Here is a 23,134-nt window from a genome sequence, read left to right on the forward strand (position 1 = left end):
ATCCTTATTTTTGTACTACGATGTTTTCTTGTGAGGGATCAACATGCTGCATTTGCAGCTTTTCCGTTGCGATCCGTTCAACACGGCTATGGTCGCCGAGCGCGTTCTCCTCAAGGATCAAGTTGCGCCATTCGATATCAAGCGCATCTCGCTCCAGAACCAGCTGCTCACGCTGCGCGGTCAGTAACCGCGTATGGTGTGCTGTTGTCACGACGGTAACCGCCGTCAAAATAATGCAAATGAACAGGCAGAGTGGCAGCTTCCCAAACCGCAAAAGATCGTCACCGATCACACCAGGCAAGGCATGGCGCTCGTTGCTTCCTATCGATCCTTTAACTTTGCTTAGGGCTTCTGTCACTCTGCTGATCATGCGTTCGTCCTCTCTGCAATACGCAGAACTGAACTACGGGCACGAGGATTTTCAGCTACCTCTTCTTCGCCCGGCATCATCTTGCCTAGTGCTCTTAACTCACGACCGCCCAGTTTTTTGATCTGCGCTTCGGTCATCGGTATTCCAGCCGGTACCTGAGGACCACGGCTTTGTTCACGCATAAAGCGTTTCACAATGCGGTCTTCAAGCGAATGGAAACTGATGATCGAAAGGCGACCACCTGGAGCCAGCACGCTGAGCGAGCTTTTTAGCGCCTGCTCTATCTCCTCCAGTTCACTGTTTACCCAAATGCGCACCGCCTGGAAGGTACGGGTCGCGGGATGTTTGAATTTGTCCTTCACCGGCATTGCCGCCGCAATAACTTCCGCCAGTTCTTTGGTGCGGGTCATCGGTTCGATGCGGTTACGCTCCACGATGGCGCGCGCAATGCGTTTGCCGAAGCGCTCTTCGCCGAAGGTTTTAATCACCCAGGCAATGTCTGCTTCATCGGCGGTTTGCAGCCATTCGGCCGCTGACTGACCGCGTGTTGGATCCATACGCATATCTAACGGACCGTCACGCATAAACGAGAAACCGCGCTCTGCGTCATCAAGCTGCGGTGAAGAAACGCCCAGATCGAGAAGAATCCCGTCGATCTTACCGGTCAGTCCACGCTCGGCGACATAGTCAGCCAGCGCAGAGAAAGGTCCATGTACGATGGAGAAGCGAGGATCGGTAATCGTTTTAGCAACGGCAATAGCCTGCGGATCGCGATCGATTGCCAGTAAACGCCCCTCTTCACCAAGCTGGGAGAGGATCAGACGTGAGTGACCACCGCGACCAAATGTCCCGTCAATGTAGATGCCGTCTGGACGAATATTCAGGCCGTTTACGGCTTCATCCAGCAACACCGTTGTATGTTTATAATTTTCCGTCATTTTATAGAGACAAATCCTGCAATCGTTCCGACAACGCGCCAGTAACAGACTGCTCAGCGTCGATATCTTCCTTGACCTGTTGATACCAGGTCGTTTCATCCCACAGCTCAAACTTATTGAACTGCCCAACCAGCATCACTTCTTTCGTTAGCCCTGCGTGTTGTCGCAGAATGGGCGCGATCAATAAGCGACCGGCGTTATCCATCTGACATTCGCTGGCATGACCCAGCAATAAGCGCTGTACGCGACGCTCAACTGGATTCATGCTCGACAGACGCGATAACTTCTGCTCGATAATTTCCCATTCAGGCAGGGGGTACAGCAGCAGGCACGGGTGATGGATGTCAATGGTACAAACCATTTGACCGGTAGCGCTCTCGAGCAGTTGATCCCGATAACGGGTAGGCACCGATAAGCGCCCTTTACTGTCGAGATTAACTAACGTTGCTCCCCGGAACATGCCAGTCTCACCCCCGATTACCACTTTATCCCACAAATTCCCACTTAAAGGAGTTTACGGAGCGGAGGAAAACCTTGTCAAGCAAGTCACGGCGCTTAGCGGAGCAAAAAACCCATTGTTTACGGCTAATATCTGCGTTGAACAAATTCCGTACAGCAAACGAAGCAAATTAACGTCATGAATATTTGTAAGAAAAAAATCCAACAACTCATCATTGTTTAAAACAACTCAATATCAACCGAGGAAAATATAAAGTGTCAGTTTGCGACGCGAGCGGCATTTTAGGACAATATGCAGCGAGATAACAGTACCAGTTCATCGGTCTGTACGGCCCGTACGGCCAAGGAAGGTGAGAGATTGCCGCAATTCGGCGGCAAAGTGTTTGTTAATTCGGCAAATCCACACAAGCATGTAACAAAATAATACAAACGTAACGCGCCGTTACGTATCAATAACCCAAAAAAGGATAGTTGCATTTTTAAATTAGGATAATTAAAGAATAAATTTCAGATAATTCTAAAGAATATTCTTAAATAGAATAAGGTTATTTCTGAGAATAAAATATTTGATGGCATCGAAGCATTCTCTCCAATGCCATCAATAGCAACCACTTAGTTACGGCTAAGGATGCCGCGGCGGTACAGATTACGCCGAATGCGCGTTAATCCTGGTTTTGGTTTACGCGGTTCATCAAGGCTTGCAAGGACGATCTCCAGCACACGTTCAGCCACATCTCGGTGGCGCTGTGCCACTGCCAGCACCGGACATTGCAGGAAGTCGAGCAGTTCGTGATCGCCAAACGTGGCAATGGCTAAATCGGATGGCAGTTGCCCATCGCGACGCAATGTCACATCCATCACCCCCTGCAATAGCGCAAATGAGGTGGTGAACAGTGCCTGAGGCATCGGATGTGTTTCCAGCCATTTATCAAACAGCTGCGCTGCTGCCTCCCGCTCATAGCTATTGGCATACAGGAAGTGCACGTCACGCGGATCGTCTTTCCACGCGGTACGGAAACCCTGTTCGCGCAGGAAACTGACCGATAATTCAGGGAGCGCCCCCAGATAGAGCACGGTTTCAGCAGGGAATTTACGCAATTCCTCCGCCAGCATTTCCGCATCATCCTGGTCTGCGCCGACAACACTGGTGAAGTGTTCACGATCCAGCGCACGATCCAGCGCCACAATCGGGAATGAACTGTTCGCCCAGCGCTGATAGAACGGATGTTCCGGAGGTAATGAGGTAGACACAATAATGGCGTCAACCTGACGCTGCAAAAGGTGCTCAATACAGCGCATTTCGTTATCCGGCTGATCTTCAGAGCAGGCAATCAGCAGTTGATACCCACGCTGACGCGCCTGACGTTCCAGGTAGTTTGCAATGCGGGTATAACTCGTATTCTCCAGGTCCGGGATCACCAACCCGATAGAACGTGTGCGTCCAGCACGGAGCCCGGCCGCCACAGCATTAGGGTGGTAATTATGTTCGCGCACCACCGCCATGACTTTTTCGACCGTTTTGTCGCTTACGCGGTATTGCTTTGCTTTGCCATTAATAACGTAGCTTGCAGTCGTTCGCGAAACGCCGGCCAACCGAGCGATTTCATCCAGTTTCACAATTGCCCCTTGCGTAAAATGTACAAACCATAACCTTTAAGATGGCATGGGTTAAATTTATTAACATCTAAGCGCAGAATAATGACTGCGGCAACCGCTTTTGTCTCTGGTTACTGCTGATTTCGCAAAAAAAAGCGCAACAGGTAGCATCAGCGAAAACGGGTACGTTACCTGTAGGCCGGATAAGGCATTTACGCCGCCATCCGGCATGACCTCCACGATGATGCCTGATGGCACTGTGCTTATCAGGCCTACAGTCGGCTATTAACGCATGATTTTATCGCCTCGGGAGAGTCCCACCACGCCGGAACGGGCAACTTCCACAATTTTAGCGACTTCACGCAGCGTTGCCAGAAACGCATCCAGCTTATCGCTGGTGCCCGCCAGTTGTACGGTGTAGATCGACGGCGTAACGTCGATAATTTGCCCACGAAAAATCTCCGTGTTGCGTTTCACCTCTTCCCGGCCATACCCGCTGGCCTGAATTTTCACCAGCATAATTTCTCGTTCAACATGGGCGCCCTGCCCCAGTTCGCTGACGCGCAGAACGTCCACCAGCTTGTGCAGTTGCTTTTCAATTTGCTCGAGGACCTTTTCATCGCCCACGGTCTGGATCGTCATCCGTGATAAGGTCGGATCGTCAGTCGGCGCGACGGTCAGGCTTTCAATGTTGTAACCACGCTGAGCGAAGAGGCCTATTACGCGCGATAATGCCCCAGACTCGTTTTCCAGTAATACTGATAATATCCGGCGCATAATCAGGTCCTCTCCGTTTTGCTTAACCACATCTCATCCATACCGCCCCCTCGAATTTGCATCGGGTAGACATGCTCACTGCCATCGACGGTGACATCAACAAACACCAGCCGGTGGTTGCGCACATGTTCCAGTGCTTCCCCCAGTTTGCTTTCCAGCTCATCCGGATGATTTATCTGGATACCAATATGCCCATATGCTTCAGCAAGACGAACAAAATCAGGTAGCGACTGCATATAAGACTGCGAATGACGCCCGGAATAGATCATGTCCTGCCACTGTTTCACCATGCCGAGATAGCGGTTGTTAAGGTTGAGTACCAGCACCGGCAGCTCATATTGCAGCGCCGTCGACAGCTCCTGGATATTCATCTGAATACTGCCATCACCGGTAACGCAGACTACCGTTTCATTCGGCAGTGCCATCTTCACCCCTAACGCTGCGGGTAAACCGAATCCCATGGTGCCAAGACCGCCTGAGTTGATCCAGCGGCGCGGTTTATCAAACGGATAGTACAGCGCAGCAAACATCTGATGCTGACCAACGTCAGAGGTCACATACGCATCCCCTTTCGTCAGGCGCCAGATGGTTTCGATCACCGCCTGCGGTTTAATACTTTCGCTTTGAGTGTCGTATTTCAGGCACTGACGGGCGCGCCAGTGCTCAATCTGTTGCCACCAGTCACGGTTATCGTCCAGCGGCTGCTGCGATTTCTCCTGCTCCAGCAGCTCAAGCATCTGATCCAGCACCAGGAGAGCATCGCCCACGATTGGAATATCCGCCGTGACGGTTTTTGAAATAGAGGTGGGGTCGATATCGATATGTAACACGGTCGCATTCGGGCAATATTTTGCCAAATTATTGGTTGTACGATCGTCAAAGCGCACGCCGACCGCAAATATCACATCCGAATGATGCATAGTCATATTCGCTTCATAGGTACCATGCATACCCAACATGCCCAGCGCCTGACGATGCGTTGCCGGAAACGCACCTAAGCCCATCAGTGAGGAGACAACCGGCAGATTTAGTGCTTCAGCAATCTGCCTCAGCTGTTCGTGGCAGGCAGCATTCACCGCCCCGCCCCCCACGTACACAACCGGTTTTTTCGCGGCTACCAGCGTCTGCAGAGCACGTTTTATCTGTCCTTTGTGCCCGGTCGTCGTCGGATTATACGAACGCATGCTCACCGACTCCGGCCAGCTGTAAGGCAGTTTCTTCGCCGGATTCAGAATATCTTTCGGCAAATCCACTACCACCGGTCCCGGACGACCGCTTGCCGCCAGCCAAAAGGCTTTTTTCAGCACCTGCGGGATGTCTTCCGTTTGTTTAACCAGAAAGCTGTGTTTTACCACCGGGCGAGAAATCCCCACCATGTCGCACTCCTGGAAGGCATCGTAGCCAATCAGAGAGGTAGCCACTTGTCCGGAGAGGATCACCAGCGGAATGGAGTCCATGTACGCCGTTGCGATACCGGTGATCGCATTGGTTGCTCCCGGCCCTGAGGTGACCAACACAACGCCCACTTCCCCCGTCGCACGTGCCAGACCATCGGCCATATGGACCGCTGCCTGCTCATGGCGGACCAGCACATGATCAATACCACCGACCGTATGCAAAGCATCATAAATATCGAGGACTGCGCCCCCGGGATACCCGAATACCTGCTTCACACCCTGATCGATGAGCGATCGGACGACCATCTCGGCTCCAGACAACATCTCCATGGTTTGCCTCCACTCTTATAATATAATGAATAACGGTTTAACAACACATTAACCGCTGACGATAAGGCATGGCAATTGACACTGAAGTGGTGGCGTAACGGCGGATAAGAATAAAACGGAGGAAAGAATCGAATAAACGGAGAATTAAACCAGTATAAGCAAATGAAATGACAAATAATCGCTTAAAAATGAGCACTTACAGCGATTACTCTATTTTTTCGCCCTCCCGGGCAAAAAACAAAAGCAGATTTCAGCATAAAATTTCAAATAAAAATAAAAAAGCAGAATAAACCAGATGCATCATCGGATTTACTCTGCCATAGGTCACTGCTTACAGATGGAGACTAACAGCTCTTCCATCCATTGATGTCCTTTATCCCGACCAGCGGCTTCATGCCAGGAAAGATAACAAGTCCGGCTATTCAGTTTTAACGGTAGCGGTAATATTTGCAGTTCTAAAGCCTCAGAGAACTCTTCAGCTAACCAGCGTGGCGCAATAGAAACCAAATGAGTTTGGGATACAATATTCAGTACGCTGATTAATGCCATTCCCTGATAAGCTACGCAGGCTTGTTTATCCTGAGTGTCATACCAGGGTTGACTGAATGACGCAAAGCGTTCGAGAGAAACTACCGCATGCTGTTCATTATAAACATCACTCTCCAGTAATGGACCGCTAATGCGTGGGTGTTTTTTACTTGCGACTAACACCATTTCATCATTGAATAACGGGATGCTGGTGAACTCAGGACGGCGGAATTCTTCATAACTAATAACAAATTCTGTTTCCTGATACCGTAATTGATGTTCTGTATTTTGGTTGAGCGAGGATTTAAATACAACATGAATATTAGGCGCAACTTGCTCAACGCGATTGTAAATCAAGGACGTGAGGATATTATCCAATGGGCTACAGACGCAAAGATTAAATACACGTGAGCTGCTGGTGGGTTCAAAACCGGACCCTGGCAGTTCATTCTGCACCAATTGCAGCGCCTGACGAATAGAGCCAAATAGCTGAAAAGCCCGTGCAGTTGGCTGGATGCCTCGGCCATAGCGCACAAAGAGCTCATCATTAAACATAACCTTCAGACGCGCGACTGCGTTGCTGACTGCAGGCTGAGACATACCCAGAGAATGCGCTGCGCGAGTAATATTCTGTTCTTGCATCACCGCATCAAAAACGGTTAATAAATTAAGGTCAACCATGCGCAGCTGCGGTTTCCCCATCTCTAAAAGATTAGGTTTATCTATTATTTTTACTTCTGGCATATTTAACTCCACTGTCACTCAAAACTCCCTTTTCCCAGACGGAGCTCAGAAATAACCTCCGCTAATATGATTTACCATGCATATAAAATAAGAAAAAGGGAAAGCATTAAAATTAGGAAAACATAAAGACCCTGGCCTGAATGAACAAAAACCAATGCGAGCGCAGTGGGGCAGAGGTCGCTGCACGATGATTCATACGTTTAAATGTCGAAAACAATATAAACATAACCATGACAAATACACAATCATGCACGAAGTGAATGTATATTTAAGATTTAATTAAATGTTTATATCATTAACACCGCGATGCTTAACATTTATTTATCAATCATTTTTCCCACGGCACCTCAAATCTATTCAGAATTAGTATAAAAACCAATAAATCATAAAGATAGAAAATCCATCCACAAGTTATCTCTTCAATATGCCGTTACAATAGCTGAAAACAAATATGCTCAAATATGTCAAATCGTGAAAAGTATGTAATCCACACGCTGATTTATTTTATACAACCATAAAAATTCAGCACAATTCGCTCAAAGTTCAGGAGATTTTTTCCGCCGAGTTGGGGCATTTGTGGGGGATGGGGTTGACATCAATCTTCATATCCAGTACCACTAAAAGCATATCGCATTCGCCTGGAGCTTGATTGATGACTTACATTGCTCGTTTTAACGGTCTACTACTACTAAACGCATTCTCATTGCGCGGTAGACTGGTGGACGACATTCAGCATTAAGTCAGCTCCAGTTAAGACAAAACCCGCGCCATTGCGCGGGTTTTTTTATGCTCGAAGCAAGGCGCCCTAAACACCAAGGACTTAAACCATGAGCCAGCAAGTCATTATTTTCGATACCACCTTACGCGATGGTGAACAGGCGTTACAGGCAAGCCTGAGTGTGAAAGAAAAACTGCAGATAGCTCTGGCCCTCGAGCGTATGGGCGTTGACGTGATGGAAGTGGGTTTCCCGGTCTCTTCTCCAGGTGACTTTGAGTCCGTACAAACCATCGCTCGTCAGGTTAAGAACAGCCGCGTGTGTGCCTTAGCACGCTGCGTAGAAAAAGATATCGACGTTGCCGCGGAATCGCTGAAGGTCGCTGAGGCTTTCCGCATTCATACCTTTATCGCCACCTCGCCGATGCATATCGCGACGAAATTACGCAGCACGCTGGATGAAGTGATCGAACGAGCAATCTATATGGTTAAGCGTGCGCGTAATTATACAGATGACGTGGAGTTCTCATGTGAAGATGCGGGACGTACTCCTATCGCCGATCTGGCCCGCGTGGTCGAAGCCGCCATTAACGCCGGTGCCAAAACCATCAATATCCCTGATACCGTCGGTTACACCATGCCATTTGAGTTTGGTGGAATCATTTCTGGCCTGTATGAACGCGTACCGAATATCGATAAAGCCATCATCTCCGTGCACACCCATGATGATTTAGGTCTGGGCGTTGGCAACGCGCTGGCGGCCGTTCACGCCGGTGCTCGCCAGGTGGAGGGCGCAATGAACGGTATCGGTGAACGCGCCGGTAACTGCTCACTGGAAGAAGTGATCATGGCGATCAAAGTACGCAAAGATATTCTGAACGTACAGACCCGCATTAATCACCAGGAAATTTGGCGTACCAGTCAGTTAGTCAGCCAAATCTGCAACATGCCTATCCCGGCCAACAAAGCGATTGTCGGTAGCGGCGCGTTTGCCCACTCTTCCGGCATCCATCAGGACGGCGTACTGAAAAATCGTGAAAACTACGAAATCATGACGCCTGAATCCATCGGCCTGAACCAGGTACAGTTAAACCTGACCTCCCGTTCCGGACGCGCTGCGGTAAAACACCGTATGGACGAGATGGGATATAAAGAAAATGAATACAACCTGGACAACCTGTACGACGCCTTCCTGAAACTGGCGGATAAAAAAGGTCAGGTATTTGATTACGACCTGGAAGCGCTGGCCTTTATTAACAAACAGCAAGAAGAGCCAGAGCATTTCCGTCTGGATTACTTCAGCGTGCAGTCCGGCTCAAATGACATCGCCACCGCCTCCGTCAAGCTGGCCTGCGGTGAAGAAGTGAAAGCCGAAGCGGCGAACGGTAACGGCCCGGTCGATGCCATTTATCAGGCCATCAACCGTGTTACCGAATACAACATTGAACTGGTGAAATACAGCCTGACCGCCAAAGGGCACGGTAAAGATGCGCTGGGTCAGGTGGATATCGTCGCCAACTATAACGGTCGCCGCTTCCACGGCGTCGGTCTGGCAACGGATATCGTCGAATCTTCCGCGAAAGCGATGGTCCATGTGCTGAACAACATCTGGCGCGCTGAAGAAGTCGAAAAAGAATTGCAACGCAAAGCTCAGAACAACGAGAACAACAAGGAAACCGTGTGATGTCGAAGAATTATCATATTGCTGTTTTGCCGGGTGACGGTATTGGCCCGGAAGTGATGGCGCAAGCCTTGAAGGTACTGGACGCAATCCGCAACCGTTTTAACATGCGCATTACCACCAGCCACTACGATGTGGGTGGTGCGGCCATTGATAACCACGGCCAGCCGCTGCCGCCTGCGACGGTTGAAGGCTGTGAGCAAGCTGACGCCATTTTGTTTGGCTCCGTTGGCGGCCCGAAATGGGAACATCTGCCGCCTAACCAGCAACCCGAGCGTGGTGCGCTGCTGCCGTTGCGTAAGCACTTCAAATTATTCAGTAACCTGCGTCCGGCGAAGTTGTACCAGGGGCTGGAAGCCTTTTGCCCGCTGCGCGCCGACATTGCAGCTAACGGTTTCGACATCCTGTGCGTACGTGAACTGACCGGCGGGATCTACTTCGGTCAGCCAAAAGGCCGCGAAGGCAGCGGACAACATGAAAAAGCGTTTGATACCGAGGTTTATCACCGTTTCGAGATCGAACGTATTGCGCGTATCGCGTTTGAATCCGCTCGCCAGCGTCGCCGTAAAGTCACATCGATTGATAAAGCGAACGTACTGCAAACATCGATTCTGTGGCGCGAAATCGTCAATGAAATTGCGAATGAATATCCGGACGTTGAACTGGCGCATATGTACATCGACAATGCGACGATGCAGTTGATCAAAGATCCCTCCCAGTTCGACGTGCTGCTGTGTTCCAACCTGTTTGGCGACATTCTGTCTGACGAATGCGCCATGATCACGGGCTCAATGGGGATGTTGCCGTCTGCCAGCCTGAATGAGCAGGGCTTTGGCCTGTACGAGCCAGCTGGCGGTTCTGCACCTGATATCGCAGGGAAGAATATTGCCAATCCTATCGCCCAAATTCTGTCACTGGCGCTGCTGCTGCGCTACAGCCTGGATGCCAATGATGCGGCAACCGCCATTGAGAGCGCCATCAACCGCGCATTAGAAGAAGGTATTCGCACCGGTGACTTAGCCCGTGGCGCTGCCGCAGTCAGTACCGATGAGATGGGCAATATCATCGCTCGCTACGTCGCTGAAGGGGTGTAATCATGGCCAAGACGTTATACGAAAAATTGTTTAATGCGCACGTCGTCTTTGAGGCGCAAAACGAAACCCCGCTGTTGTATATCGACAGACATCTGGTGCATGAAGTGACCTCTCCGCAGGCGTTTGATGGGCTGCGCGCGCATGGACGTCAAGTGCGCCAGCCAGGCAAAACCTTTGCCACCATGGACCACAACGTCTCCACGCAGACCAAAGACATTAACGCTTCCGGCGAGATGGCGCGTATTCAGATGCAGGAATTGATCAAAAACTGTAATGAATTTGGCGTCGAACTGTACGACCTGAATCATCCGTATCAGGGGATCGTCCACGTAATGGGGCCTGAACAAGGCGTGACGTTGCCGGGTATGACCATCGTCTGCGGCGACTCCCACACCGCCACCCACGGCGCGTTCGGCGCGTTGGCCTTTGGTATTGGCACCTCTGAAGTTGAACACGTGCTGGCGACGCAGACCCTGAAACAAGGGCGCGCCAAAACCATGAAGATTGAAGTCAACGGCAAAGCAGCCCCTGGCATTACCGCCAAAGATATCGTGCTGGCGATTATCGGTAAAACCGGTAGCGCGGGCGGCACCGGGCACGTGGTTGAGTTTTGCGGCGAAGCCATTCGCGAACTGAGCATGGAAGGCCGTATGACCCTGTGCAACATGGCCATTGAAATGGGTGCCAAAGCGGGTCTGGTCGCACCGGATGAAACCACTTTTAACTATGTGCAAGGGCGTTTACACGCACCGAAAGGCGAAGATTTTACCCACGCGGTTGAGTACTGGAAAACGCTGAAAACCGACGATGGAGCCACCTTTGATACCGTCGTCACCCTGCAGGCAGAAGAGATCGCGCCGCAGGTCACCTGGGGAACGAACCCGGGTCAGGTCATCTCGGTAAACGAAAATATTCCCGACCCGGCATCATTTACCGATCCGGTGGAACGCGCATCGGCTGAGAAAGCGTTGGCTTACATGGGATTAAAACCGGGCATTCCGTTAACAGAAGTTGCTATCGATAAAGTGTTCATCGGTTCCTGCACCAACTCGCGTATTGAAGATTTACGCGCCGCAGCGGAAATCGCCAAAGGCCGTAAAGTCGCACCGGGCGTACAGGCGCTGGTGGTGCCGGGTTCTGGTCCGGTGAAAGCGCAAGCGGAAGCAGAAGGTCTGGATAAGATTTTTATCGAAGCTGGGTTCGAATGGCGTTTACCGGGCTGTTCGATGTGTCTGGCGATGAACAATGACCGCCTGAATCCGGGTGAGCGCTGTGCCTCCACCAGCAATCGTAACTTTGAAGGCCGTCAGGGCCGCGGTGGTCGCACGCATTTAGTCAGCCCGGCCATGGCCGCCGCTGCCGCCGTTACCGGTCATTTTGCCGACATTCGCAGCATCAAATAAGGAAACTACCATGGCAGAGAAATTTACCCAGCATACCGGCCTGGTTGTCCCACTGGATGCGGCCAACGTTGATACCGACGCCATTATTCCCAAACAGTTTTTGCAGAAGGTGACGCGTACCGGTTTTGGCGCTCATCTGTTCAACGACTGGCGTTTTCTGGACGAAAAAGGTCAACAGCCTAATCCTGAGTTCGTGCTTAACTTCCCGGAATATAAAGGTGCGTCCATTCTGCTCGCGCGGGAAAACTTTGGCTGTGGCTCTTCTCGCGAACATGCGCCGTGGGCACTGACCGATTACGGCTTTAAAGTGGTGATCGCCCCAAGCTTCGCCGACATCTTCTACGGTAACAGCTTCAATAACCAACTGCTGCCGGTCACCCTGAGTGATGCGCAGGTGGATGAACTGTTTGCGCAGGTGTTAGCCAATCCAGGCATTAAATTTGAAGTGGATCTGGAAGCGCAGGTGGTGAAAGCGGGCGATAAGTCTTACAGCTTTAAAATCGACGACTTCCGCCGTCACTGCATGCTGAATGGTCTCGACAGCATCGGGCTGACGCTGCAGCATGAAGCGGCTATCACCGAGTACGAAGACAAGCAGCCAGCGTTTATGCGCTAGTCCTTGTTATGCCGGATGCGCATATTGCATCCGGCAACGTCATTACACGTCCTTCACCCGCCCGGTCATCCACAGCGTAACCACCGAAATCACCGCAATCACCCAATAGACGGCATAGTGACCGTAGCTTTGCGCAACTGCCCCTTGAATCACCCCTGCCAGAATGACTCCCGTTGAAATACTGTTGGTAAATAATGTGGTCGCTGACCCCGCACGTCCGGGCATCAGATCCTGAAACCACAGCATGCCGATCCCGGCAATAATGCCGATGAAGATCGCGTTAAACAGTTGCAGCACCAGCAGTGCCTTCCGGCTATGAAAGAAGATCAGCCCAAGGTAAAACAGCACGCCCGCCGCGACAGCCGCGATCATCATTCGCCGTTTACCAAAGCGCTTCACGTAGTAACCCGCCAGAATCATCGCCGGAATTTCCAGCCCGGCAGCCGTCCCCATTAAAATGCCCGCCAGCTTATCGGGCAGCCCTAAATCCTGGCTAATCCACAGCGGCATATCGATGATGTACATGGTATTGCAGGTCCACATCAGCGTGGAGGCAATAAACAGCATCCGCACATTTTTGTCCTGCCAACCGCCGGTCTGTTCCAGCGGCACGTCAACGGACTGCTCCACCCGAGCGACAGACGGCAGTATCAGCGCAATCAGCACCAGGCTAATGGCAAAAATCCCTGCGGCAATGGAAAACATCGCCGTAAAGCCGTAATTCAGCGCCAGCATGAAGGCCAGCGGCGGTCCGATCACCCAGGCCAGCGAAAGCTGCGCACGCATCACCGAACTAAACATCACCACTTCACGCGCGGAGTTATCCGCATATTCCCGCGCCAGCGCAAACAGCTGCGGCATGGCGGTATTCGCCAGCGAGGCCAGCAGCACACCGCAGGTGATCAACGTGAGATAATGGCGATTAAACGCAAACAGCAGCGCGTTGCCAATCGCCATCAGGCAGCAAAACATGATCAGCATGCGCCGATCGCCCTGGCTGTCGGATCGTTTTGCAAGCCCGAGGCTAACCACGATCCCGGCAATCGCATTGACGGTGTAAAACAGCCCGACCCAAAATGGTTGCGCCCCGACTTCGCGGCTCAGGAACAGGCTCAGCGTGGGGGCCTGCAACGCCCCTGCCACGCCCATCATAAAAGCGACCAGCATAAATGCCGCGTAAACGCCGTTGAGGCGCCGTCCCATGGTCATAATCCAGAGCATTGTTATCCCTATTGGCTGGGCTGATACGAAAAAAGCCAGCAGAAAAAATCTGCTGGCGGGTGATTTTACACCAATACTCAGTCACACATGATGTCTGCAATGCGTAATTCAGAGGTCAGGCTGTCACCTCCCACTGCATCAGTTCTTCGAGCATCTTTAAGCGCTGCGGTGCGCTCAGGCAAGCCAACCAGGACGTTTTTTCCGTCGCGGTAAAATACTTCAACCAGAATTGACGCATAGATGACCCCTTCGTTGTCTCATCGCTTCATCGGAATCTATTATTGGCTTAATATAGGGATAATAAAATTGCTGAGTTTTTCGCAGGAGTTCCCCTTTTATGTCTTCTGGTCGTTTGCAACAACAGTTCATCCGTCTGTGGCAATGCTGTGACGGCAAAACGCAAGACACCACGCTGAACGAGCTGGCAGAGCTGCTTAGCTGCTCGCGCCGCCATATGCGTACCCTGCTTAATACCATGCAGGAGCGCGGTTGGTTAACGTGGGAAGCCGAGGTTGGACGCGGTAAACGCTCACGCCTGACATTCCTCTACACCGGGCTGGCGCTCCAGCAGCAACGCGCAGAAGACCTGCTGGAACAGGATCGCATCGATCAACTGGTGCAACTGGTCGGTGACAAAACGGCCGTACGGCAAATGCTGGTTTCCCACCTCGGCCGCAGCTTTCGTCAGGGTCGGCATATCATGCGCGTTCTCTATTATCGTCCCATGCGCAACCTGCTACCTGGTACGGCGCTACGCCGCTCCGAAACCCATATCGCCCGACAAATCTTCAGCGCCTTACTTCGCGTAAATGAGGAAAATGGGGAACTGGAAGCGGACATTGCCCATCACTGGCAGCAGATTTCACCTTTACACTGGCGATTCTTCCTGCGCCCGGGGATCCATTTTCATCACGGTCGTGAGCTGGAGATGGACGATGTGATCACCTCATTGACCCGCATTAACACGTTGCCTCTGTACTCGCACATTACACAAATCGTCTCTCCCACGGCCTGGACGCTGGATATCCATCTGTCCCAGCCCGACCGTTGGCTTCCCTGGTTATTGGGGCAAGTCCCCGCCATGATCCTGCCGCGAGAATGGGAAACGCTGAATAACTTCTCCAGCCACCCGATTGGTACTGGCCCATATGCGGTGATGAGAAACACCAATAACCAGCTGAAAATTCACGCATTTGATGATTACTTTGGTTACCGGGCGCTGATCGACGAAGTGAACGTTTGGGTGTTACCTGACATCGGCGAAGAGCCAGGCGGCGGTTTGACGCTAAAAGGTCCCACAGAGGATGAAAAGGCGATTGAAAGTCGCCTCGAAGAAGGTTGCTACTACCTGCTGTTTGATGCACGATCCCACCGCGGCGCAAATCAGGAGGTCCGCGAGTGGGCTAGCCGCGTACTCTCGCCAACCCATTTAATTTGCCACGCCGACGAACAGTATCAGCGACTGTGGTTCCCCGCCTACGGCTTACTGCCTCGCTGGCATCACGCCAGACCCGGCCATGGCGAAAAACCAGCCGGGCTGGAAACGCTGACGCTCACTTACTATCGCGATCACATCGAACACCGGATTATCGCGCAGATCATGAAAACGCTGCTGGCTGCGCATCAGGTGCAGTTGACTATTCAGGAGATCGACTACGATCAATGGCATGCGGGAGAAATCGTCAGCGATATTTGGCTAAACAGCGCCAACTTTACCCTACCGCTGGACTTCTCGCTGTTCGCCCATTTGTGCGAAGTCCCGCTGCTGCAAAACTGTATCTCACGGGACTGGGAAAACGATGCGGCTCGCTGGCGAACGGGCGAAATGAGCCTGGCAGCATGGTGCCAACAGCTGCTCGCCACAAAGGCCATTGTGCCATTAATCCACCACTGGCTGATCATTCAGGGACAGCGCAGTATGCGCGGGTTACGCATGAATACCCTCGGCTGGTTTGATTTTAAATCGGCGTGGTTTGCTCCGCCGGATCCTTAATTGCTGCTAAGCAACAAAATCATTACACTAACGCCGTTCTCAACGGGGTGCTAAATAAAAACATACACAGAATCATTCGATCTGCGTATGGGCTGAGAGATACCCGTCGAACCTGATCCGGATAATGCCGGCGAAGGGATTTGAGGCTTATCTCAAGTCCTTTGCCACCCAACTCTTGAGGTGCAAAGTGTTTAAAAAATGTCTTCCGCTTTTACTGCTGTGCGCAGCGCCTGTCTTCGCCAAACCTGTACTGACCGTCTATACCTACGACTCGTTCGCAGCTGACTGGGGCCCGGGCCCAACAATCAAAAAAGCCTTTGAAGCTGACTGCAACTGTGAATTAAAACTGGTCGCGCTGGAAGATGGTGTTTCATTGCTTAACCGCCTGCGCATGGAAGGAAAAAACAGTAAAGCCGACGTTGTACTCGGTCTGGATAACAACCTTCTGGAAGCCGCCACACAAACCAAACTGTTTGCCAAAAGTGGTGTAGCCAACAACACCGTTAACGTACCCGGCGGCTGGAAAAACGATACCTTCGTTCCGTTTGACTACGGCTATTTCGCCTTCGTTTATGATAAGAACAAGCTGAAGAATCCGCCCAAAAGCCTGAAAGAACTGGTAGAGAGCGACCAAAAATGGCGCGTCATTTATCAGGATCCGCGCACCAGCACGCCGGGTCTGGGTCTGCTGCTATGGATGCAGAAAGTCTATGGCGATAAAGCGCCAGAGGCGTGGCAGAAACTGGCAGCCAAAACCGTCACCGTCACCAAGGGCTGGAGTGAAGCCTACGGCCTGTTCCTGAAGGGTGAAAGCGATCTGGTGCTCAGCTACACCACCTCTCCGGCCTATCACATCATCGCCGAGAAAAAAGACAACTACGCCGCCGCTAATTTTAGCGAAGGCCACTATTTGCAGGTGGAAGTCGCCGCGCGTACCGCGGCCAGCAAGCAGCCGGAACTGGCCGAGAAATTCCTGAAGTTCATGGTGTCTCCGGCATTCCAGAATGCGATTCCGACCGGCAACTGGATGTATCCGGTGACGCAGGTCGCCCTGCCGTCAGGATTCGAGCAACTGACTAAGCCAGCCACCGCGCTGGAATTTACGCCGCAGCAGGTTGCAGCTCAACGCCAGGCATGGATTAGCGAATGGCAACGCGCCGTCAGCCGTTAATCCCCGGCTGGCTGGTTCCAGGGCTTTCAGCTGCCACATTGATGGTGGCTGTCGCGCTGGCCGCGTTTCTGGCGCTGTGGTTTAACGCCCCGCAGGGAGAATGGCTCTCACTGTGGCAAGACGACTACCTGTGGCACGTGGTGCGCTTTTCTTTCTGGCAGGCTTTTTTATCCGCAGTGCTATCGGTTGTCCCGGCGATTTTCCTTGCCAGAGCGCTCTATCGCCGCCGTTTTCCAGGACGTCTGGCGCTGCTGCGTCTGTGCGCAATGACGTTAATCCTGCCGGTGCTGGTCGCGGTATTCGGTATTCTTAGCGTCTACGGTCGCCAGGGTTGGCTGGCCTCGCTCTGGCATACATTCGGGCTAGAGTGGACGTTTTCGCCATACGGCTTGCAGGGCATTCTGCTGGCGCATGTCTTTTTCAATCTGCCGATGGCCAGCCGCCTGCTGTTACAGTCGCTGGAGAATATTCCCGGCGAACAGCGGCAGTTAGCCGCTCAGTTAGGTATGCGTGGCTGGCATTTCTTCCGTTTTGTTGAATGGCCGTGGCTGCGTCGTCAGATCCTGCCCGTCGCAGCACTCATCTTTATGCTGTGCTTCGCCAGCTTCGCCACCGTTTTATCGCTGGGCGGTGGGCCGCAGGCCACCACCATCGAGCTGGCTATCTATCAGGCGCTGAATTTTGATTACGATCCTGCCCGCGCAGCCATGCTGGCGTTGATCCAGATGATTTGTTGTCTGGCACTGGTGCTGCTCAGCCAACGTTTGAGCCGCGCCATCGCCCCCGGCACCACGCTGGTTCAGGGCTGGCGGGATCCCGACGATCGTCTGCACAGCCGTCTGGCTGACTTAATTCTGATTGTTCTCGCTCTGTTGCTGTTGCTTCCGCCGTTGCTGGCGGTGATTGTCGATGGCTTAAACCGCCATGTACTGGATGTTCTTAGACAACCCGTACTGTGGCAGGCGCTGGGAACCTCGCTGCGCATTGCGCTGGCGGCAGGTGCGTTGTGCGTCATACTCACCATGATGCTGTTATGGAGCAGTCGTGAACTTCGTGCCCGACAGCAGGTGCTGGCAGGACAAATGCTGGAGCTGAGCGGCATGATGATCCTCGCCATGCCGGGTATCGTGCTGGCAACCGGCTTCTTTCTGCTGCTCAATAACACTATTGGGCTTCCCGAATCTGCCGACGGCATTGTTATTTTTACCAATGCGCTGATGGCGATCCCTTATGCATTGAAGGTGCTGGAAAACCCAATGCGTGACGTCACTGCGCGCTATAGTATGTTGTGCCAGTCGTTGGGCATTGAGGGATGGTCGCGCCTGAAAGTGGTTGAACTGCGCGCCCTGAAGCGCCCGCTGGCACAGGCGATGGCATTTGCCTGTGTGCTGTCGATTGGCGATTTTGGCGTAGTGGCGTTATTTGGCAATGAGGATTTCCGCACCCTGCCGTTTTATTTATATCAGCAGATTGGCTCTTATCGCAGTCAGGATGGTGCGGTTACGGCGTTATTACTGCTGATCCTGTGCTTTACGCTGTTTACCGTCATTGAGAAATTGCCGGGTCGAAATGTTAAAACTGATTGATATCACATGGCTTTATCACCATCTGCCCATGCGCTTTACGCTGTCGGTCACGCATGGTGAGCAGGTAGCGATACTCGGGCCAAGCGGCGCCGGGAAAAGTACGCTTCTGAATCTGATTGCCGGCTTTCTGACACCTGCCAGCGGCACGATGATGATTGCAGGTGAAGATCACACCACCACACCGCCCTCTCGTCGCCCGGTTTCGATGCTGTTTCAGGAAAACAACCTGTTCAGTCATCTGAACGTGCAGCAAAATATCGGCCTGGGCCTGAATCCAGGATTGAAGCTGAACGCATCGCAGCGGGAGAAAATGCTCCATATCGCCCGGCAAATGGGTCTTGATAACCTGCTGGACAGGCTTCCGGGCGAGCTTTCCGGCGGGCAGCGACAACGTGTGGCGCTGGCGCGTTGCCTGGTGCGCGAACAGCCTATTTTGCTACTTGATGAACCGTTCTCTGCGCTTGACCCTGCGCTGCGCCAGGAGATGTTAACGCTGGTGGCTGAGGTCTGTCGCGATAAGCAACTTACGTTGCTGATGGTTTCGCACAGCGTAGAAGATGCGGCGCGCATTGCGACGCGTTCGATTGTGGTCGCCGACGGACGCATCGCCTGGCAGGGCAAAACGGATGCGTTATTAAGCGGTCAGGCCAGCGCCTCGGCGTTATTGGGCATTAAAGCATAATGCGTTGCCGGATAAGGCGAAGCCGCCATCCGGCAAAGGAATCGTCAGTAACCCACCACTTTGCGCAGAATATCGATATACACCGGCATCAGCGGATGGCGCAGCAACACCACCAGCGCAACCACGCCAATGCCGAGCGTCAACGGCGCCAGATACAACAAACGGCTGCGGGGGAAATACGCGGTTAAGCGATCGACAGCCGCTTTGCCGCTGCGCCACAACCGCCAGCAAAACCAACCGCCTACCCACAGCAGTAGCGCCGTGGCCAGCAGCAACCATTTGAAATCCCCACTCTGCATATCAGCAGGAATATCGATTGCCGCCCCCGCCAGGATCCCCGGCAGAAAATAGAACGGCGGCCACAACACGCAGCCGATGATATTGGGCACAATAAATTTCGCGACAGGCAGATCCAGCATGCCCGCCACCATCGGAACCAGCGGTCGCGTCGGGCCAACAAAACGTCCCACCAGAATAGTAAACATGCTGTGCTGATGCAGCGCGTGCTCGGTTTTATCCAGCAATGCCTTGTTCTTTTTCATGAACGACCAACGGTGCAGCGGCTTTTTAAAGCGCCAGCCCAGCCAGAAGGAGATCCAGTCTCCCAATAAGCAACCAATGATGCCCGCAAGCCAGGCATGCCAGAAGTTCAGTTCGCCACTGCCAATCAGCGCCCCCAGCCCGGCCATCATCACGGTACCGGGCAGGATCAGGCCAACCAGCGCCAGCGACTCCAGAAAGGCCACCAAAAGTACGGCGATCAGAGAGTACAGGGCGGACTGGAGAATAAAGTGTTCCAGCAATGCTTGCATAATGTGTCCGTCAGATTTACGAAGCAGGGATTCTGCTAACCCTTCTCAACTTCGTCAAGCCATCAATTGTCTGAATAGATTGCGAGTTATGACAACTTTCAGGACACATCATTCACTTTTTATTCACATCCGGCGCGAAACTCGCTCGGACTGGCACCGGTACATTTTTTGAAAACGCGCGAGAAATAGAGCTGGTCGTCGAAGCCAACATTGCGACCCACCGTAGCAATAGGCATACGGGTGGTACTTAGCAATAGCTTGGCCTGGCTGATACGCTGATCCTCGCGCCAGCTTAATACGCTGATGCCCAACTGTTGGCGGAACAGATGCGACAACCGGGACGGTGACAGGCAGACATGCTGCGCAACGCTGGCAATATCAAAATTACTGTCCGCCAGATGATCGCTGATGTACTGGCAGGCATCGCGCACACGATTGTCCATGGGTGGGTGCAGCGATTCATTAATGGCGTCCATACGTCTGAGCAATAATTGCTCCAGCAGGTTTATCGCCAACAGTTCGGAATAGCGCCCTTCCCCCTGTCCGGCATGAATGATCTGTCCAAACAGTTCGTTAAAATGCGGCTGGTGCGCTTCATCCGGGCGGAAAAAACCGGTCTGGGCAAAGATTGCCGGCCAGGCCAGCCACTCCTGCCAGTAGGCGCGCGGGCGAAAATAAACCCACTGGTGATACCACTCGCTGGCGTCAGGGTGGCGTCCGTAGTGGTGAATTTCTCCGGGTGGAAACAACAGAATATCGCCAGGCCGGCAGACAAACTGTTTGCCCTGATTATTGATAACCCCTTCGCCACGGATGGTGAGATTGAGGATATAACCCTTCATACCCAGCGGTCTGTCGATAAAAAAATCCAGGTATCCGTTCGCCTCAATGGGGGTTAATCCGGCCACCAAATGCGCGTTAAACGAATAACCTGGCAACAGGGGATCGTTTTGCGTTTCAGCCATAAATTCAATACTCCCTATGTCCTGCCAAGAAACAATTTGTCCATATCACGCCAGACATTATCGCTGTCGCCCCTGCGGGCCGCTGTATTTGCGGTAATGGACCACCAATCCCGCTTGTGAAAAGCTCTTTGTAAAAAACATGTACTACGCCAACGTCAAAATCGGCTAACAAAAGTGTCTATAACTACGGCAGAAATGTCCACATTGATTATTTGCACAGCGTCACACTTTGTGATGTCACAGCATTTTAATCCATAAGATTAGCGAATCCTGCCTGACGGTTTTTATCCCTGGTCACTACTGTTTATCCATACCCGTATTTTTGGATGGAGTAAGACGATGGCGATTGCAATTGGCCTCGATTTTGGTAGTGATTCAGTACGCGCGTTGGCAGTGGAATGCGCCACCGGTGAAGAAATCGCCACCAGCGTAGAGTGGTATCCACGTTGGCAGGAAGGGCAATATTGTGATGGCCCGAACAACCAGTTTCGCCATCATCCGCGCGACTATATTGAATCGATGGAAGCGGCGCTGAAAACCGTGCTGGCCGAACTGAGCGCTGAACAGCGTGCGGAAGTGGTCGGGATCGGCGTTGACAGTACCGGCTCAACCCCGGCGCCCATCGATGCAGACGGTAACGTACTGGCACTGCGTCCGGAGTTCGCTGAAAACCCGAATGCCATGTTTGTCCTGTGGAAAGATCACACCTCAGTAGAAGAAGCCGAAGAAATCACCCGCCTGTGCCACACACCGGGCAAGATCGATTACTCCCGCTATATCGGCGGCATTTATTCCAGCGAATGGTTCTGGGCCAAAATCCTGCATGTAACTCGTCAGGACCATGCGGTAGCCGAAGCTGCGGTCTCGTGGATTGAGCTATGCGATTGGGTTCCGGCCCTGCTCTCCAACACCGTACGCCCGCAGGATATTCGCCGCGGACGCTGCAGCGCCGGACACAAATCCCTGTGGCATGAAAGCTGGGGCGGTCTGCCGCCAGCCAGTTTCTTTGATGAGCTCGACCCCATCCTTAACCGCCATCTGCCATACCCAATGTTTACCGATACCGTCACGGCCGACCTGCCGGTTGGCACCCTGTGCGCCGAGTGGGCGCAGCGTCTGGGGCTACCGGAAAGCGTGGTGATTGCAGGCGGCGCTTTTGACTGCCATATGGGCGCAGTCGGCGCGGGCGCACAGCCCAATACGCTGGTAAAAGTCATCGGCACCTCAACCTGCGACATTCTGATTGCCGACAAACACAGCGTCGGCGAACGCGCGGTGAAAGGCATATGCGGCCAGGTTGATGGCAGCGTAGTGCCTGATTTTATTGGCCTTGAGGCGGGACAGTCCGCTTTCGGCGATATCTATGCCTGGTTTAGCCGCGTACTGAGCTGGCCGCTGGAGCAGCTTGCCGCGCAGCATCCGGAGCTGAAGACCCAGATTAAAGCCAGCCAAAAACAACTGTTGCCAGCGCTCACCGAAGCCTGGGCGAAAAATCCGTCGCTGGATCACCTACCGGTGGTGCTCGACTGGTTCAACGGTCGCCGTACGCCCAATGCCAACCAGCGTTTGAAAGGGGTAATTACCGATCTGAACCTGGCAACTGACGCACCAGCGCTGTTCGGTGGGCTGATTGCCGCCACGGCCTTTGGCGCGCGCGCAATTCAGGAATGCTTCACCGAACAGGGCATTGCGGTTAACAACGTAATGGCGCTTGGCGGTATCGCGCGCAAAAACCCGGTCATCATGCAGACCTGCTGTGACGTGCTGAACCGTCCGCTACAAATCGTTGCTTCCGACCAGTGCTGCGCACTCGGTGCGGCTATCTTCGCTGCCGTAGCCGCTAAGGTCCACGCAGACATTCCCGCCGCCCAACAAAAAATGGCGAGCGCAGTAGAAAAGACGATGCAACCTCGCCCAGACCAGGCTCAACGTTTTGAACAGCTTTACCGCCGCTACCAGCAATGGGCAGTAAGCGCTGAACAACAATACCTTCCGACTGCCATGCCGGCGCAAAAAACACCGGTAAACCAGGCAACCCTGACACATTAAGGACACG

General features: G+C 52.7%; 21 protein-coding genes and 1 riboswitch. Of the genes, 10 read left to right on the forward strand and 11 right to left on the reverse strand.

The annotated features are described in order from the left end of the window. Positions 1-4: 4 nt before the first annotated feature. The 7 genes from ftsL to leuO form a co-directional block, all read right to left on the reverse strand. Entirely contained in the window at positions 5-370 is a 366-nt protein-coding gene (ftsL, locus tag G8S19_RS18590; RefSeq protein ID WP_000625651.1) for a cell division protein FtsL, read from the reverse strand. Continuing rightward, positions 367-1,308: a 16S rRNA (cytosine(1402)-N(4))-methyltransferase RsmH gene (gene rsmH, locus G8S19_RS18595; RefSeq protein WP_003018789.1), complete on the reverse strand. Its 942-nt coding sequence runs from the start codon at positions 1,306-1,308 to the stop codon at positions 367-369. The genes ftsL and rsmH overlap by 4 nt, the downstream gene beginning before the upstream one ends. Position 1,309: 1 nt before the next feature. Continuing rightward, positions 1,310-1,768, reverse strand: a complete 459-nt coding sequence (mraZ, locus tag G8S19_RS18600; protein WP_003018792.1) for a division/cell wall cluster transcriptional repressor MraZ — start codon at positions 1,766-1,768, stop codon at positions 1,310-1,312. Positions 1,769-2,379: 611 nt separating this feature from the next. Then, complete coding sequence (cra, locus tag G8S19_RS18605) at positions 2,380-3,384, reverse strand: catabolite repressor/activator (protein WP_005124558.1); 1,005 nt, start codon at positions 3,382-3,384, stop codon at positions 2,380-2,382. Between the two features lie 264 nt (positions 3,385-3,648). Continuing rightward, entirely contained in the window at positions 3,649-4,140 is a 492-nt protein-coding gene (gene ilvN, locus G8S19_RS18610) for an acetolactate synthase small subunit (protein WP_003829566.1), read from the reverse strand. A 2-nt stretch (positions 4,141-4,142) separates the two neighbouring features. After that, on the reverse strand, positions 4,143-5,867 hold the full coding sequence (ilvI, locus tag G8S19_RS18615) for an acetolactate synthase 3 large subunit (RefSeq protein WP_071887318.1): 1,725 nt from the start codon (positions 5,865-5,867) through the stop codon (positions 4,143-4,145). Between the two features lie 324 nt (positions 5,868-6,191). Beyond that, a complete protein-coding gene (gene leuO, locus G8S19_RS18620) occupies positions 6,192-7,139 on the reverse strand; it encodes a transcriptional regulator LeuO (protein WP_101741376.1) in 948 nt (315 codons plus the stop codon). A gap of 652 nt (positions 7,140-7,791) precedes the next feature. Here leuO and leuL point away from each other — a divergent pair. The 5 genes from leuL (at position 7,792) to leuD (ending at position 12,648) form a co-directional block, all read left to right on the forward strand. Further along, positions 7,792-7,878 carry a leu operon leader peptide gene (gene leuL, locus G8S19_RS22525; RefSeq protein ID WP_075551415.1) on the forward strand — a complete coding sequence of 29 codons (87 nt, stop codon included), beginning with the start codon at positions 7,792-7,794 and terminating at the stop codon, positions 7,876-7,878. 88 nt (positions 7,879-7,966) lie between these two features. Further along, positions 7,967-9,538: a 2-isopropylmalate synthase gene (leuA, locus tag G8S19_RS18625; RefSeq protein WP_048212702.1), complete on the forward strand. Its 1,572-nt coding sequence runs from the start codon at positions 7,967-7,969 to the stop codon at positions 9,536-9,538. Next, complete coding sequence (leuB, locus tag G8S19_RS18630; protein WP_048212703.1) at positions 9,538-10,629, forward strand: 3-isopropylmalate dehydrogenase; 1,092 nt, start codon at positions 9,538-9,540, stop codon at positions 10,627-10,629. The genes leuA and leuB overlap by 1 nt, the downstream gene beginning before the upstream one ends. Positions 10,630-10,631: 2 nt before the next feature. Beyond that, a complete protein-coding gene (gene leuC / locus G8S19_RS18635) occupies positions 10,632-12,032 on the forward strand; it encodes a 3-isopropylmalate dehydratase large subunit (RefSeq protein WP_115643891.1) in 1,401 nt (466 codons plus the stop codon). 10 nt (positions 12,033-12,042) lie between these two features. Continuing rightward, positions 12,043-12,648: a 3-isopropylmalate dehydratase small subunit gene (leuD, locus tag G8S19_RS18640; protein ID WP_253685669.1), complete on the forward strand. Its 606-nt coding sequence runs from the start codon at positions 12,043-12,045 to the stop codon at positions 12,646-12,648. 42 nt (positions 12,649-12,690) lie between these two features. On the opposite strand, the gene G8S19_RS18645 is transcribed toward leuD, so the two are convergent. After that, on the reverse strand, positions 12,691-13,869 hold the full coding sequence (locus tag G8S19_RS18645) for a sugar efflux transporter (protein WP_253685671.1): 1,179 nt from the start codon (positions 13,867-13,869) through the stop codon (positions 12,691-12,693). Positions 13,870-13,984: 115 nt separating this feature from the next. After that, positions 13,985-14,107, reverse strand: a complete 123-nt coding sequence (sgrT, locus tag G8S19_RS18650; RefSeq protein ID WP_048212707.1) for a glucose uptake inhibitor SgrT — start codon at positions 14,105-14,107, stop codon at positions 13,985-13,987. Between the two features lie 99 nt (positions 14,108-14,206). Between sgrT and sgrR the strand changes: the two genes are divergently transcribed. The 4 genes from sgrR (at position 14,207) to thiQ (ending at position 19,301) form a co-directional block, all read left to right on the forward strand. After that, positions 14,207-15,862: an HTH-type transcriptional regulator SgrR gene (gene sgrR, locus G8S19_RS18655; RefSeq protein WP_086523579.1), complete on the forward strand. Its 1,656-nt coding sequence runs from the start codon at positions 14,207-14,209 to the stop codon at positions 15,860-15,862. Positions 15,863-15,895: 33 nt separating this feature from the next. After that, a riboswitch (TPP riboswitch) is annotated at positions 15,896-16,019 on the forward strand. A 30-nt stretch (positions 16,020-16,049) separates the two neighbouring features. After that, on the forward strand, positions 16,050-17,033 hold the full coding sequence (thiB, locus tag G8S19_RS18660; protein ID WP_200044975.1) for a thiamine ABC transporter substrate binding subunit: 984 nt from the start codon (positions 16,050-16,052) through the stop codon (positions 17,031-17,033). Next, complete coding sequence (thiP, locus tag G8S19_RS18665) at positions 17,009-18,619, forward strand: thiamine/thiamine pyrophosphate ABC transporter permease ThiP (protein ID WP_137376082.1); 1,611 nt, start codon at positions 17,009-17,011, stop codon at positions 18,617-18,619. Before thiB ends, thiP begins: the two co-directional genes overlap by 25 nt. Next, complete coding sequence (gene thiQ, locus G8S19_RS18670) at positions 18,603-19,301, forward strand: thiamine ABC transporter ATP-binding protein ThiQ (RefSeq protein WP_253685673.1); 699 nt, start codon at positions 18,603-18,605, stop codon at positions 19,299-19,301. The genes thiP and thiQ overlap by 17 nt, the downstream gene beginning before the upstream one ends. A 44-nt stretch (positions 19,302-19,345) precedes the next feature. Here thiQ and G8S19_RS18675 read toward each other — a convergent pair whose 3' ends face one another. Next, positions 19,346-20,113 (reverse strand): DedA family protein, encoded by a 768-nt coding sequence (locus G8S19_RS18675; RefSeq protein ID WP_048212711.1) that lies wholly within the window; start codon positions 20,111-20,113, stop codon positions 19,346-19,348. Positions 20,114-20,232: 119 nt separating this feature from the next. Then, positions 20,233-21,078: an arabinose operon transcriptional regulator AraC gene (gene araC, locus G8S19_RS18680; protein ID WP_005124526.1), complete on the reverse strand. Its 846-nt coding sequence runs from the start codon at positions 21,076-21,078 to the stop codon at positions 20,233-20,235. Between the two features lie 339 nt (positions 21,079-21,417). Between araC and araB the strand changes: the two genes are divergently transcribed. After that, positions 21,418-23,127: a ribulokinase gene (gene araB / locus G8S19_RS18685; RefSeq protein ID WP_253685675.1), complete on the forward strand. Its 1,710-nt coding sequence runs from the start codon at positions 21,418-21,420 to the stop codon at positions 23,125-23,127. Positions 23,128-23,134: the final 7 nt, after the last annotated feature.

The organism is Citrobacter sp. SX206 (assembly GCF_024181025.1).
Taxonomy (GTDB): Bacteria; Pseudomonadota; Gammaproteobacteria; order Enterobacterales; family Enterobacteriaceae; genus Citrobacter; species Citrobacter youngae.

Excerpts from the sequence above, each read along its gene's own strand:
- ftsL (WP_000625651.1), bottom strand. The coding sequence starts at position 370 with ATGATCAGCAGAGTGACAGAAGCCCTAAGCAAAGTTAAAGGATCGATA.
- rsmH (WP_003018789.1), bottom strand. The coding sequence starts at position 1,308 with ATGACGGAAAATTATAAACATACAACGGTGTTGCTGGATGAAGCCGTA.
- mraZ (WP_003018792.1), bottom strand. The coding sequence starts at position 1,768 with ATGTTCCGGGGAGCAACGTTAGTTAATCTCGACAGTAAAGGGCGCTTA.
- ilvN (WP_003829566.1), bottom strand. The coding sequence starts at position 4,140 with ATGCGCCGGATATTATCAGTATTACTGGAAAACGAGTCTGGGGCATTA.
- ilvI (WP_071887318.1), bottom strand. The coding sequence starts at position 5,867 with ATGGAGATGTTGTCTGGAGCCGAGATGGTCGTCCGATCGCTCATCGAT.
- leuO (WP_101741376.1), bottom strand. The coding sequence starts at position 7,139 with ATGCCAGAAGTAAAAATAATAGATAAACCTAATCTTTTAGAGATGGGG.
- leuL (WP_075551415.1), top strand. The coding sequence starts at position 7,792 with ATGACTTACATTGCTCGTTTTAACGGTCTACTACTACTAAACGCATTC.
- leuA (WP_048212702.1), top strand. The coding sequence starts at position 7,967 with ATGAGCCAGCAAGTCATTATTTTCGATACCACCTTACGCGATGGTGAA.
- leuB (WP_048212703.1), top strand. The coding sequence starts at position 9,538 with ATGTCGAAGAATTATCATATTGCTGTTTTGCCGGGTGACGGTATTGGC.
- leuC (WP_115643891.1), top strand. The coding sequence starts at position 10,632 with ATGGCCAAGACGTTATACGAAAAATTGTTTAATGCGCACGTCGTCTTT.
- leuD (WP_253685669.1), top strand. The coding sequence starts at position 12,043 with ATGGCAGAGAAATTTACCCAGCATACCGGCCTGGTTGTCCCACTGGAT.
- G8S19_RS18645 (WP_253685671.1), bottom strand. The coding sequence starts at position 13,869 with ATGCTCTGGATTATGACCATGGGACGGCGCCTCAACGGCGTTTACGCG.
- sgrT (WP_048212707.1), bottom strand. The coding sequence starts at position 14,107 with ATGCGTCAATTCTGGTTGAAGTATTTTACCGCGACGGAAAAAACGTCC.
- sgrR (WP_086523579.1), top strand. The coding sequence starts at position 14,207 with ATGTCTTCTGGTCGTTTGCAACAACAGTTCATCCGTCTGTGGCAATGC.
- thiP (WP_137376082.1), top strand. The coding sequence starts at position 17,009 with ATGGCAACGCGCCGTCAGCCGTTAATCCCCGGCTGGCTGGTTCCAGGG.
- thiQ (WP_253685673.1), top strand. The coding sequence starts at position 18,603 with ATGTTAAAACTGATTGATATCACATGGCTTTATCACCATCTGCCCATG.
- G8S19_RS18675 (WP_048212711.1), bottom strand. The coding sequence starts at position 20,113 with ATGCAAGCATTGCTGGAACACTTTATTCTCCAGTCCGCCCTGTACTCT.
- araC (WP_005124526.1), bottom strand. The coding sequence starts at position 21,078 with ATGGCTGAAACGCAAAACGATCCCCTGTTGCCAGGTTATTCGTTTAAC.
- araB (WP_253685675.1), top strand. The coding sequence starts at position 21,418 with ATGGCGATTGCAATTGGCCTCGATTTTGGTAGTGATTCAGTACGCGCG.